Source organism: Acinetobacter sp. 22512, assembly GCF_052044755.1.
In the GTDB taxonomy this organism is placed as follows: domain Bacteria; phylum Pseudomonadota; class Gammaproteobacteria; order Pseudomonadales; family Moraxellaceae; genus Acinetobacter; species Acinetobacter pittii.
Map to the genome: position 1 here is coordinate 33,137 of NZ_JBQENP010000024.1, position 13,255 is coordinate 46,391.

General features: G+C 37.6%; 8 protein-coding genes and 2 pseudogenes. 6 read left to right on the forward strand and 4 right to left on the reverse strand.

Annotated features, from left to right (window positions below; genetic code table 11):
* The first annotated feature begins 60 nt into the window (after positions 1-60).
* Genes ACTJJG_RS17200 through ACTJJG_RS17215 form a run of 4 tightly spaced genes read left to right on the forward strand, consistent with a single transcriptional unit; the run spans position 61 to position 6,420 of the window.
* A complete protein-coding gene (locus ACTJJG_RS17200; protein WP_000675248.1) occupies positions 61-1,365 on the forward strand; it encodes a TolC family protein in 1,305 nt (434 codons plus the stop codon).
* A complete protein-coding gene (locus ACTJJG_RS17205; RefSeq protein WP_000945696.1) occupies positions 1,365-2,864 on the forward strand; it encodes an efflux RND transporter periplasmic adaptor subunit in 1,500 nt (499 codons plus the stop codon). Before ACTJJG_RS17200 ends, ACTJJG_RS17205 begins: the two co-directional genes overlap by 1 nt.
* Before the next feature lie 13 nt (positions 2,865-2,877).
* Entirely contained in the window at positions 2,878-6,024 is a 3,147-nt protein-coding gene (locus tag ACTJJG_RS17210; protein ID WP_372552852.1) for an efflux RND transporter permease subunit, read from the forward strand.
* A gap of 33 nt (positions 6,025-6,057) precedes the next feature.
* Positions 6,058-6,420 (forward strand): copper-binding protein, encoded by a 363-nt coding sequence (locus tag ACTJJG_RS17215; protein WP_000911301.1) that lies wholly within the window; start codon positions 6,058-6,060, stop codon positions 6,418-6,420.
* Between the two features lie 71 nt (positions 6,421-6,491).
* Here the strand turns inward: ACTJJG_RS17215 and feoB are convergent, their stop codons facing one another.
* From feoB to ACTJJG_RS17230, 3 genes are read right to left on the reverse strand one after another with little or no spacing between them, the layout of a single operon-like run.
* Positions 6,492-8,321 (reverse strand): ferrous iron transporter B, encoded by a 1,830-nt coding sequence (gene feoB / locus ACTJJG_RS17220; RefSeq protein ID WP_001086231.1) that lies wholly within the window; start codon positions 8,319-8,321, stop codon positions 6,492-6,494.
* Complete coding sequence (locus ACTJJG_RS17225; protein ID WP_001048216.1) at positions 8,311-8,571, reverse strand: FeoA family protein; 261 nt, start codon at positions 8,569-8,571, stop codon at positions 8,311-8,313. Before ACTJJG_RS17225 ends, feoB begins: the two co-directional genes overlap by 11 nt.
* 11 nt (positions 8,572-8,582) lie before the next feature.
* Entirely contained in the window at positions 8,583-9,890 is a 1,308-nt protein-coding gene (locus ACTJJG_RS17230; RefSeq protein WP_372552853.1) for a cation transporter, read from the reverse strand.
* A gap of 75 nt (positions 9,891-9,965) precedes the next feature.
* Between ACTJJG_RS17230 and cadR the strand changes: the two genes are divergently transcribed.
* Together cadR and ACTJJG_RS17240 are read left to right on the forward strand one after the other, a co-directional pair.
* Complete coding sequence (cadR, locus tag ACTJJG_RS17235; protein ID WP_000480875.1) at positions 9,966-10,358, forward strand: Cd(II)/Pb(II)-responsive transcriptional regulator; 393 nt, start codon at positions 9,966-9,968, stop codon at positions 10,356-10,358.
* Between the two features lie 144 nt (positions 10,359-10,502).
* Positions 10,503-10,628 (forward strand): annotated as a pseudogene (locus ACTJJG_RS17240) (FAD-dependent pyridine nucleotide-disulfide oxidoreductase); the annotation flags it as partial.
* Between the two features lie 144 nt (positions 10,629-10,772).
* On the opposite strand, the pseudogene ACTJJG_RS17245 reads toward ACTJJG_RS17240, so the two are convergent.
* Positions 10,773-13,199: pseudogene (locus ACTJJG_RS17245) on the reverse strand (ATP-binding protein); the annotation flags it as partial.
* Positions 13,200-13,255 lie beyond the last annotated feature (56 nt).

The following is a 13,255-nucleotide window of genomic DNA, read 5'->3' on the forward strand; positions in this document are numbered from 1 at the left end:
CATAGCATTTTTTATGGATGTTCTGCGCGTGCGCGTGTATATCATTTTAGAGCTAAAAATATGAAATTTTATAAAGAAAAGCTATCTCGCAGGGTGAGATGGCCGATAGGTGTGATCTGTTTTTCTCTAGTCTATGGTCAAGTCTATGCCCAGCCACTGACTTTGGATACAGCTTTGAAGCTTGCTGAGCAATATGCTCCAACTTTAAGAGTAAATAGTGCCCAAATTGAAGGGGCTGAGAATGTAGTTTTAGCTTCAGGTATTTTACCCAACCCTAAATTATTTGTCGGTTTGGAGAATTATCCTATATCTGGTGATGCGTCATGGTCAGTCACACAAGATGGCATGACCATGCAGAAAATTGGCGTTATGCAAGATTTTCCAAACCGCGCCAAAAGACAAGCCGAGGTCGAGTTAGCAAAAGCTGAATTGGGTTCAGTCACTGCTCAAACTGAGATTCTACGTATTGAGTTACGTCAAAAAGTTGCATCTGCTTGGTTTAAACGTTTTTATCTTGAGCGTAAATTGGCGCTATACGATGAACTGTTTTCAGAGAATCGATTACTTTCTCAGATGACCCAAACACAGGTCACCTCTGGTCGGACAATGGTTGCTGATGCACTTGATCCAAAACAAGAAGCCACGGTATTGCTTGACCAGAAGGATGATTTGCTTCGTGATTTAAATAAAGCCAAGCTAGAGTTGCATCGCTTGATCAGTGCAGAGCCTACCGAAAACCTTACTCAAATTGAAACCTTACCTGACCAAGCTCCATCCATCCATCTTGATTCATCAAAGTTATATCATCATTTGCATCAACATCCTGAATTAAAAGCATTTCAGGCAGAAAAGAAAACTGCTGAAGCAAAACTGAAGCAAGCTCAGGCTTTACAGAAACCAGATTGGGGGATTGAGCTTGCTTATCAGCATCGAGCACGCGAATTTGGCGATATGATCGGGGTTCAACTCACAACAGAGCTTCCAGTATTTTCAAAAAGACGTAGTGGGCCGCTCGTTCAGGCAGCTTTAGCCGAACAAAACCGGATCATTGCCGATCAAGAAGTTCAATACCGTGAACATCTCACCATGCTGGATGATGGGTTATCTGATCTTGATGCGCTTGATCAGCAAATTAGACGTGCAATGCAAATAAGTATTCCACTCGCTAAACAAAAAGTGGGTTTACAGTTGGCAAGCTACCAAGCTGGTAAAAGCAATTTGTCTGATGTTATTACTGCCCGACAATCTCTTTTAGAACAACGTTTGCGTCTCATTGATCTCCAACAACAACAGGCTGTGACTAAAGCCCAACTTTATTTTGCCTTTGAAGAACCAACCTTAAACTATGTTGAGGAGCAGCCATAATGTTAAGAAATAAATTGGCAGTGACTGTCATAGGAGTTGCCACAATTAGTTTGGTTGCAGGTGGTGGTGCTGGATATTGGATAGCACATCAGAAAGACAATCCTCAATCTACTTTAGCGGGTCAGCAACAGGATGCCAAAGTGTTGTATTGGTACGACCCAATGAAGCCTGAACAGCATTTTGATAAGCCAGGTAAGTCTCCATTTATGGACATGCAACTGGTACCTAAATATGCAGACGAAAATACTGCGATGACGGATGAAAGTCGTCCTACAGTCAAAATAGATCCATCTCTTCAACAAAATTTAGCCATCCGTTACGGCACTGTTGAACAGGCTGTAATTGGAAATGCCATGTTTACTAATGGCATATTACAAGCAAATGAACGGCAAACAGCTATTTTACAAACTAGAGCAAGTGGCTTTGTTCAGCGAGTGTATGGGCATGCTGTTGGAGATATGGTGACCGAAGGAAGCCCTATAGCTGATATTTCAATACCCGAATGGACTGGAGAGCAAACTGAATTTTTAGCTGTGCTCCGTACTGGAGATCGTTCCCTTATTCAAGCAAGCCGTCAACGTTTGCAGCTTTTAGGAATACCACAAAATGTGATTCATCAAGTTGAGCGAACTCGTCGAGTGCAATCTAATATAACTTTGCAAGCTCCCATTAGTGGATTTATTGATTCACTAGAAGTCCGCAATGGTATGGCTTTGGCTATGGGACAAACCTTGGCCACAATTAAAGGTATCAACCCGATTTGGCTAGAGGCAGCCGTTCCTGAAAAACAAATTGCTGGAATCAAACGAGGTATGAGTGTAGAAGCCAATTTTGCTGCTTTTTCTCAAAAAGTAACTGGCAAAGTTATCGACATTTTGCCTACCTTAGATACAACATCAAGAACTATTAAAGTTCGGATTGAATTACCAAATCCTAGTGGTCAACTTAAGCCAGGGATGTTTGCTTCTGTCAATATAATAAATAATCCCCAAAGCAGTTTGGTTGTACCAGAGCAAGCTGTTATACGGACAGGTACTCGGAATGTTGTCATTGTAGGGCGTGAGCAAGGGCGTTTTGAACCAGTTGTTGTACAGTTAGGGCAAAGTGATGGCAATAAAATTGCAGTCCTACAAGGGTTGAAAGCTGGTCAGAGAGTAGTGATTTCAGGACAATTTCTGATTGATTCTGAAGCAAATTTGCAAGGCATATTGGATAAGCTCAACACTGGGCAACCAATTACATCATCTCAAACGATTAAGAGGTCAACATATCAAGGTCTTGGTAAAGTTGAAAAAGTCACAAATCAAGATATTACCATTTCACACCAAGCTATTCCTGAGTTGGGCTGGGGTGCTATGACCATGATCTTTAAACAGCCAGTACAACCATTTACCCGAATTCAGCAAGGTGACCAGGTCAACTTTAGTTTTACAAAAGTTGGAAATTCTTATGTCATTTCTGACATTTCAAAGATGTCTATGGCATCTATGAAGAACTAACGGGAGAACTATTATGATCGCCCGTATTATTCGTTTTTCAATTTTGAATCGTGTATTTGTCTTATTGGCAGCTTTAATTCTGGCAGCTTGGGGTGTTTGGGCTGTAAAAAATACTCCGGTTGATGCTTTACCGGATTTATCTGATGTACAAGTGATTGTCAGAACTAATTACCCAGGTCAGGCACCACAAATTGTTGAAAATCAGGTGACGTACCCTTTAACAACAACCATGTTATCAGTGCCCGGTGTTAAAACGGTTCGTGGTTATTCTTTTTTTGGTGATTCATTTGTATATGTCATTTTTGATGAACATACCGATCTTTATTGGGCCCGTTCGCGTGTATTGGAATATCTAAACCAGATTCAGGGAAAAATGCCTGCAAATGCGAAATCTTCATTAGGGCCAGATGCCACAGGCGTTGGCTGGGTTTATGAATATGCGTTAGTTGATCCAACAGGACAACATGACCTTTCACAACTGAGAAGCATACAAGACTGGTTTTTAAAGTATGAACTAAAGACATTACCCAATGTGGCTGAAGTTGCTACGATTGGGGGAATGGTGAAGCAATATCAGGTTGTTTTAGATCCAAGTAAAATGGCCGCCTTAGGAATTACTCAAAACAATGTCATTGAAGCGATTCAAAAGGCCAATCAAGAAACCGGTGGTTCAGTTCTGGAGATGGCTGAAACTGAATATATGGTACGAGCTTCTGGTTATTTAAAGACATTAGAAGATTTTCGACAGATCCCGATAAAAACAAATAGTTTTGGGATTCCTGTTACTTTAGGCGATGTTGCAACTATTCAACTCGGACCGGAAATGCGTCGTGGTATCACTGAGCTGAATGGACAAGGTGAAACTGTTGGCGGTGTTGTGATTTTACGGGCCGGTAAGAATGCACGTGAAACGATTACTGCTGTGAAAGCAAAACTGGCTGAATTGCAACAAAGTTTACCTAAAGGAGTGCAAGTTGTTCCTGTATATGATCGCAGTAAACTGATTGATCGGGCAGTCGAGAATCTCAGTCATAAATTAATTGAAGAATTTATTGTCGTGGCTTTAGTCTGTGGACTTTTCCTCTGGCATTTACGATCAGCAATGGTAGCTATTGTTTCTTTACCACTTGGGATTTTGTCGGCTTTCTTAGTCATGTACTATCAGGGCCTAAATGCCAATATCATGTCATTGGGGGGGATTGCCATTGCTATTGGTGCTATGGTTGATGCAGCGGTTGTGATGGTTGAAAATGCACATAAGCATATAGAGACTTGGCAGCATGAACATCCCAATCAAGTATTAGAAACTCAAGCACGCTGGAATATTATTGCCCATTCCGCCAGTGAAGTTGGTCCTGCTTTATTTTTTTGCTTACTTATCATTACCTTATCTTTTATTCCTATTTTTACTTTACAGGCACAAGAAGGACGTTTGTTCTCGCCTCTGGCGTTTACCAAAACCTATGCCATGGCAGCGGCAGCTGGTTTATCCATTACCCTGATTCCTGTTTTAATGGGTTATTGGATCCGCGGGAAATTACCTTCAGAACAGCGTAATCCATTGAACCGTTTCCTCATCAAAATATACCGACCTATGTTGGATCAGGTTTTAACTCATCCAAAGACCACTTTATTTGGTGCGTTGCTAATTTTCCTTATTAGTCTTTTTCCTTTAACGCGATTAGGTGGAGAGTTTCTACCGAATATGGATGAAGGTGATTTACTGTATATGCCTTCAGCTTTACCAGGATTGTCCGCAGCCAAGGCCTCAGAACTGTTACAGCAAACAGATCGAATGATTAAAACGGTTCCAGAAGTTGCGACAGTATTTGGTAAAGCAGGGAGAGCTGAGTCAGCAACAGATCCTGCGCCTTTAGAAATGTTTGAAACCACGATTCAGTTCAAACCACGATCTGAATGGCGCTCAGGTATGACACCTGACAAGTTGATCAAAGAATTGGATAAGGCTGTTCAAGTACTGGGTTTAACGAATATTTGGGTGCCACCTATTCGTAACCGGATTGATATGTTGGCAACTGGGGTGAAAAGCCCAATCGGGATTAAGATTTCAGCAAATGATCTGCAAGATATTGATCGGGTAGCACAGCAAATTGAACAAGTGGCTAAACAGGTACCCGGTGTTAGCTCGGCTTTAGCTGAACGACTCACAGGTGGTCGATATGTTGATGTCGATATTAACCGTATGCAGGCTGCACGATATGGCCTCAATATCAACGATGTACAGCAAATTGTATCATCTGCGATTGGTGGGGAAAATATTGGAGAAACTGTTGAGGCATTAGCAAGATTTCCTATTAATGTACGTTATCCACGAGAGATTCGAGACTCACTGGAAGCTTTGAGAAATTTACCGATTGTAACTGAATCTGGACAACAAATTGTATTAAGTAGTGTTGCCAATATTCAAATTACAGATGGCCCTCCAATGCTAAAAAGTGAGAATGCTCGCCCAAGCGGTTGGGTTTATGTAGACGTACAGGGACGTGACTTAGCTTCGGTTGTGCAAGATTTGAAGCAATCTATTGATCAAAAAGTAAAACGCTCCTCTGCCATGAGCATTAGCTATTCAGGGCAGTTTGAGTTTATGGAACGTGCTAATGCGCGTTTAAAAGTCGTCATTCCAATTACATTGATGATTATTTTTCTACTGCTCTATTTGATTTTTAGACAAGTACAAGATGCGGTTCTGATTATGGCAACGCTACCTTTTGCTTTGATTGGTGGTATATGGGCCATGTATTTGAGCGGTTTTCACTTTTCAGTTGCGATTGCAGTTGGTTTTATCGCACTTGCAGGTGTTGCTGCTGAGTTTGGTGTAGTCATGTTGTTCTATTTGAAGCAAGCAGTTGAACATGCACAGCAAAACCTATCTTCTTCAACGGCACCCTTAACGGAGCAACAACTCAATGAGGCAATCCGAACAGGAGCTGTACTACGCGTTCGTCCTAAAGCCATGACGGTTGCCGTCATTTTGGCAGGCTTAATTCCTATACTTTTAGGGACTGGGACAGGTTCTGAATTGATGAGCCGTATTGCTTTACCTATGGTTGGGGGTATGATTTCAGCTCCTCTACTGTCAATGTTTGTTATCCCAGCTGCATATCAGCTTTTAATCAAAAGAAAACTATCAACACATTGATCGTTTTATTATTTCGTCTAAAGAGGTTTTATTATGTTGAAATTCATGAAAATTATTGCTCTTGTTACCACTATTGCTGCATTAAGCGCATGTAGTAAAAATGAAGCATCAGAGCAGAAGAAAGCAGACGCACCTATGGAGCAGATGAATAAGGAGTCTTCTACCGCTACAACGGCTCAAGCCGTTGGGGTGATTACTGCTATTGATACGAAAGAAAATATTTTAACACTCGACCATGAAGCAATTCCTGCGATTAATTGGCCAGCAATGAAGATGGGCTTTAAAGTTGCTGACCCATCCTTATTAAATGGTTTAACTGTAGGGGATAAAGTTGACTTTGAATTAAAAACAGAGAGTGAGAATCAGATTATTGTTGCTGTGAAAAAAAGCTCATAATTGGTTTGATACTTAAAAGACGAATGGATGCGAAGGCATCCATTTGTCTTTATAAAAGATTCTTGTTTTGATTAAAGTCTACTAATAAGCTGATATGTGATGAATGAGAAGAAATATGCAAGTGCGAATAAATATGTCGCCATGATAACTGGTTGCTTCCAACTACCTGTTTCACGTCGAATAGTTGCTAGTGTCGCAAGACAATGGGGGGCAAAAATATACCAGACCAAGAGCGACATCCCTGTTGCTAGCCCCCATCCATCAGGTCCCGAAATTTGACTAAGCAATGTTTGAGTTACAGTATCTTCATCACCAGACATTGCATAAATCACACCTAAAGCTGCAATTACAACTTCACGTGCTGCCATAGCAGGAATTAACGCGATACAGATTTCCCATGTAAAGCCAATTGGGGCAAATATAGGATGAATAAAGTGTCCAAGTTGCCCAGCTAAACTATAGTTGATAGCAGGCATTGTTGCATGCTCAGGAGGTTGAGGGAATGTCACTAAAACCCAAAGCAGTATTGATAATGCTACGATAATGCCACCAACCCTTTTTAAAAAGATCGTAGCTCGATCATAAAGTCCTAATGCAACATTTCGAATATCTGGTAATCGGTAAGTAGGCAACTCAAAGATAAAAATACTTTCTGTTTTATCTTTTCTAACTAGTTTCAAAAATAAAGAAACACATAGTGCTGAAACAATGCCAGCCATATATAGTCCAAAAAGAACTAAACCTTGTAGACTCAACCAACCATAAACTAATTTGTTTGGAATGAATGCCGCAATAAGTAAAGCATAAACAGGTAATCTTGCAGAACAAGTCATTAATGGTGCAATCATAATAGTTGCTAGACGATCTCTTTCCGAACTAATGCTTCGTGTTGCCATGACACCTGGAATTGCACAGGCAAAACTAGATAATAATGGAATAAAGGAACGTCCACTTAAACCGGCTTTAGACATCAACTTATCTAGAAGAAATGCTGCCCGTGGTAAATAACCTGATTCTTCTAAAATTAAAATAAAGAAGAATAGAATAAGGATTTGCGGCATATAAGCCAAAACACTACCTGATCCAGCGATCACGCCATCAACAATAAGACTTCTAAGTAAGGGATGAGTAATGAGCGGCCCAATTGTATCACCTAACCATGTAATTGAATTCTCAATTAATGAGATAAAAGGTTGTGCCCAGATAAATACAGCTTGGAACATGACAAACATGGTAAACGTTAGGATGACTAAACCAAGTACAGGGTGTAAGAAAATTTTATCCAAGAAGGCTGTTCTTGCATCACCGTTATCATTTTTTAAAATTACTTGTTTAGTAATATTTTTAATCTGATCAAAATGATTCAGATCAGAATGATAAGGAGTTACAAATAGATTTTTTTTATCTAATTGATTTAATAGATCCTGCACGCCTTTAGTTTTAACAGCAACAGCCTCAATAACTGGGATACCCAATAATTCTGATAGCTTATTAATATCTATCGAAATACCACGTTTTTTGACTTCATCCATCATATTTAAAACAAGAAGCATTGGTCGATTCAATGCCCTTATTTCAAGTACAAGGCTTAAATGTAAATGTAAATTTGTGGCATCAACCACACATACATATATATCAGGTAAAACCTCACCCTCCAGCTCACCTAAGCATACAGCTCTTGTTACCTCTTCATCTAGACTCGTAGGTTTCAAACTATATGTGCCAGGCAAGTCTAAAACTCTAACTGATTCACCAGATGGTAGTTTAAAGAAACCTTCTTTCCGCTCAACAGTAACACCCGCATAATTAGCTACTTTTTGACGAGTACCTGTTAAAGTATTAAAGAGAGATGTTTTTCCACAATTTGGGTTACCAATAAGTGCAATATTTTTACTGTTCATTTGAAACAATCTCTACAAAAATTCGTTCAGCTTCATTCTTTCTTAACGCAAATCGAGAAGTTTCAATTTGAACCAATACTGGATCACCACCGAAAAGTCCCTTAGCTAGAACTTGTAAAGTTTCACCAATTCTGAAACCTAACAATTCAAGTCGTTCGAGAACTGGATCATTTTTATCTAAATATTGGTTACCTTTTTTTAGGTCAACAATTTTGACAAAGTCGTTTGGTTTAACTTGGAATAAATTCATTTTTAATACTCTTATTTCAATGCCAAAATTTTTCGAGCACCGTTAAGTACGAAAAGCGAAACAATTATTCCTATAACAAGATCTGGATATGCGGAACATGTCAAAGCCACAAGGAAGCCAGCAATAATTACACCTAGATTCACAATCACATCATTAGCTGAGAAAATCCAACTTGCTTTCATATGTGCTCCACCATCTTTATGTCCAGAGATTAGATAAAGACAGGCAACATTCGCAATTAGTGCAAAAAAGCCGATTACAATCATTAATAAAGATTCAGGCTCACTACCTAATACAAAACGTCTAATTACATCGACAATTACAGTTATTGCGAGAAATAATTGAATCCAACCCGCAAAATGCGCGGCTTTAACTTGATACTTTGCAGCTTTACCTACAGCATAAAGTGCAATCCCATAAACAGCAGCATCTGCAAACATATCAAGAGAGTCTGCGATTAACCCTGTAGATGCAGCAATTAGTCCACTAATAAATTCAATAACGAAAAGTGCAGCATTAATAGCTAAAAGAATTTTTAAAACTTTTGCTTGTTCAGACGTATCTGCTTTTTCAGGCATTTCACCCACAGAGGTGGCGGTACTTTCAAGTTTGGCTCCAAAACCAAGTGCTTCAAGTTTGCTAGTAATTTTATTAAGACCATCATTATGAAAAACTTTCAATTTCCGATTAGGTAAATCAAATGTTAGTCCTTTGATCTCATTTACTGGAGACAATGCCATACGAACCATTTGCTCCTCAGCAGAGCAATCCATTTTCGGAATCAGAAACGTACTGATTTCTTTTGCATGCTCTTTATTTACATAGGCTTCAGTTTTATTTAATTTTGCTCCAAACCCAAGAGCTTCAAGTTTTGCAGTGATTTCATTACTTTTACCATTATGCATAACTTTTAGGTTTCGATTCGGCAAATCAAAAACTAGCCTCTTAACATTTACCAAAGAAGATAAAGTCATCCGAACCATTTGTTCCTCTGCGGAACAATCCATTTTAGGGATTTTATAGTCACTGATGAAAGTCGCTACATCCTCATTATCATTAACTGTCTCAGGTGAACTTATCGAATCTGGGGTACAACATGAGTTTGACTGCGTAGAACATGGCTGAGTACTAGCACAAGGATCTTTTTCATCTGGCTTAGATTGTTGTGGTAATTCATTACCACAACAAGAACTTTTACTTTCTTCAGCAGTTAAATCTTTACTGTTACCAGAATTTGTTTCTGATTCATTTTGATTTTGCTTAGTGTCTTCACAAGAATTTTCTTTATTACAACCGCAACCACTCATTGATGTGCCCATAGTCATATCTTTACTTATTGCATATTAAAATCTCTATAGCTACTATAGAGTCAAGTTGGATTTTGAGTATTTCTAATGTTTATGAAGATAGGAGAGCTCTCTGAAAAAACGTCGTGCTCAGTACTGACAATACGGTTTTATGAAAAAGAAGGTCTAATCCCGCAACCTGATCGAACTCAAGGTAACTATAGACTATATACTGAAGATTACATTGATCGGTTGAAATTCATTGTGAATTGTCGTTCTTTGAATATGAACTTAATTGAAATCAAAAAATTACTAAATTATAAGGATCTACCTAATCTAAATTGTTCTGATGTGAATGAGCTTATCGATTCACATATTAACGATGTAGAGGAAAATATTCGGAATCAGCAGAAACTCATACAGCAGCTATTAGAAATAAGAAAGACTTGTGATGGGTTATGTACAGTGGAAAAATGTGGTGTACTGAAGAAGTTAGCCTGAATAAAAAGTTAGTGATCACATTTGTCTCTCAAACTTACTGATACGTATATTGGCTTATTTAATATTATTGCTAAATTCTTAATCTAAAATGAATTGTTTACAGCAGTTTTTCAAATTTAACTAGCTTATTTAATGGATTGTATTTTGCAGACCATCTGGCTAGTTGGTTATGGTGAATGGACAGGCATGACATCGGCAACATTAATTGGGGTTTCTAGAACTGCCAGAGCAGTAGTCGATGAAATAGTTGTCTATTTAGCCATAGATTAAATAGTTGAAGGGGGAGATAAATTACTTACTCCCCAGAAAACATCTCATTTACTCATTGTTAAATACCTAATCGATGAAAACTAGATTATCAAAGGTTTGAGTTCTGTTAGGTGGGAGGGCTTGAAGGTAATTGGTATCCAAAATTTATAAATCGAAATTTTCATACCAGCTAGCCCAACTGTTTAGCTTTTTACCTGCATACTCCACAGTACCTTCAGCCCACTTAATATCATGCTTATCCCTCAGGAGCTGCCCAACGAATGATGCAGTTAATTTTTTAGTTCCTGAATACAGTTTCTTTATTAATATGGTTTCTTGGATACTTAACTCATTTGAAATCGCATCGTAAAGATAAGATTCGATATCTTCAACATCTCTAATTTTATTATCATCATCAACTAAATTATATCTCTTGAAAATTTCCACAGCTTTGGCATTACTACTACCATTTTTGTATTCAGAAATTTTCTTACCCTTAAGTTCATTATAAATATTTATAGTTAATTGAGGACTATTTCTTGGTATGAAAAAAGAAGATTGCTGGCGTCTAACGTTACTGACAGATGTTTTTACAGAACCTATATCTTTATAAAACCATGTGTATGTTTCAATTGACCGAGATAAAAAGCCCGTAATTTCTAGCCATTTACACATTCTGATAGCATAGTATCTCCATGTTTTATCTGCATAATCATTGTTAGAGTAAATACTTTTCATTAAGTCTATAAAGAAAGCCAAAGTAATATTTGTACCGTTAGGTAAGTCCTTTAAACTTAAAGTAATAATATGTTTTTTAAATTTTTCTCTCATTAATGAGAGAATACTTTCCATGGAATTCCCTGTAGCTAATATTTCCTCTGACAATGAATATTGGCTATTCTCCCTTACTGCAATGCCAAATGTCAGTAAGTCTGTACCAATATTTTGAATAGTACCATCAGATAAATTCGTTTTAATTTCCAATTCGGGAATGGAAATTGGAGTGCCTGTTAAATGTTGCGCTACATTCCAGATAGCAAGAAAATCATTTGATGGTAAATAGCGAAGAGAAATAATAGGAATACTCTCTGTTAATATATATTCTCTAAAAATATCCCAATAAATATTTAATCTAATACCACTTTTAATGATTAGTCGTTTATGAAGCAGGTTTGTGACTACATCTTCTCCACATGTATCGATTGTATCAACAAGATCAACAGGTGCTCTTTGAGCAATAAATTTTAAAGCTCTAACTTCATTAGGATTTAACTCTTCTAAATCACTAGCGAAAAGACTTGAGATATCTAATTTATTCTCTAAAAGCTCCTCTTGTTTTTGGCCTGACAATATTTTTTCATGTAAATGAATGCATAGTTTCTTTAACAACCATGGATAACCCTGACTACTTACAATTAAGTTATGTCTTAAGTCGCTATGAACTTTTTCTCCAATTGCTTCCTCAAACTTATTTATGACCGCATTAGATTCTCTAACAGAAAATGGATTTAATTTTCTTACAATTCGATAATCTGACAAACGATGCCAGAAGAAATAAGCAGGATGTTCCGAGTGGGTTGTACTATCAGTCTTCCATGCAAAACCTATGCATAAATTTGTTTTTAAACTAGCCGCATCTAATAGAATGTTCGTTGCATTATTAAATAGTTCGAATAACTCTGGTTTACTAAACAACTCTTCAAATTGGTCAAAAACTAATACTACTAATTGCTTTGACCTTTCAAGGCTATTCAAGTATTTAGCTATAGATTCAGACTCTAAAGGATGGTTTACGTTAGTTATTTGTAATTTAATAGTTGGATCACCAAAACCTTTTATTTGGGCCTCTTGTAAAGTTTTTAACAATGCGGAGTAAATATATTCTGGTGATTTAGCCGCACGAACATCAATAGCGTAAAGAAATAATTTTTGTTTTTGATGACGATTTTTAGCTTTTTCAGAAAGAGTAATAATCAAAGAACTCTTGCCTAATCCAGAATTACCAGTAATAGCAAAAATCCTAGTATTTATTTCATTTGTTCTAATCTTCTTAAAAAAATCAAAAATCTCTTGAATATCCTTAGTTCTTCCTACGAAATCCTGTGGACGTGCAGGTCGATAGTCATTCCAATCTTCGCCTCTTTGAACTTCTACAACTTCAATTTGAGAGTCAAATAAAGGTTTCATCTCTTTTTTTGTATTTATAATTTTAGAAAAATCTAACTTAGAAAGACTACTATCTGTAGAGGCAATGTTATCTAGTAGTTCTTGATCTTCAACTAAGACACCTGTTTTTGCATAATAACATACAGCATTTGTTGGAATGCCTGCACTTAATATTGTACTTACCCAAAAATTTCCAAAAGTTGTAATTAATAAAAACCATTCACCAATGCTGTTTATATCAAGGTGTTGTTCTAGATGTTCACGAGGTATTGAGCTAATAATTTTAGATGCTTGTAGTGATTCAACAATATCTGTTGATGAATAGACTACTATACGATCACCAAGTGGTCGACTAGGTAGCTCCTCACAAAATCCTTTCGCATCTTTACTAAATTCTGAAGTACCTATTAACCAGCCTTCACTATAGTGATATGTGCTGAATTAGCAGGAGACTTTCACTTGGGATATGCTAGGCAGCTAAC

What these genes read in the sequence shown, in the direction of transcription:
- ACTJJG_RS17210 (WP_372552852.1), top strand. Translation starts at nt 2,878, where the DNA reads ATGATCGCCCGTATTATTCGTTTTTCAATTTTGAATCGTGTATTTGTC.
- ACTJJG_RS17225 (WP_001048216.1), bottom strand. Translation starts at nt 8,571, where the DNA reads ATGAATTTATTCCAAGTTAAACCAAACGACTTTGTCAAAATTGTTGAC.
- feoB (WP_001086231.1), bottom strand. Translation starts at nt 8,321, where the DNA reads ATGAACAGTAAAAATATTGCACTTATTGGTAACCCAAATTGTGGAAAA.
- cadR (WP_000480875.1), top strand. Translation starts at nt 9,966, where the DNA reads ATGTTTATGAAGATAGGAGAGCTCTCTGAAAAAACGTCGTGCTCAGTA.
- ACTJJG_RS17230 (WP_372552853.1), bottom strand. Translation starts at nt 9,890, where the DNA reads ATGGGCACATCAATGAGTGGTTGCGGTTGTAATAAAGAAAATTCTTGT.
- ACTJJG_RS17200 (WP_000675248.1), top strand. Translation starts at nt 61, where the DNA reads ATGAAATTTTATAAAGAAAAGCTATCTCGCAGGGTGAGATGGCCGATA.
- ACTJJG_RS17205 (WP_000945696.1), top strand. Translation starts at nt 1,365, where the DNA reads ATGTTAAGAAATAAATTGGCAGTGACTGTCATAGGAGTTGCCACAATT.
- ACTJJG_RS17215 (WP_000911301.1), top strand. Translation starts at nt 6,058, where the DNA reads ATGTTGAAATTCATGAAAATTATTGCTCTTGTTACCACTATTGCTGCA.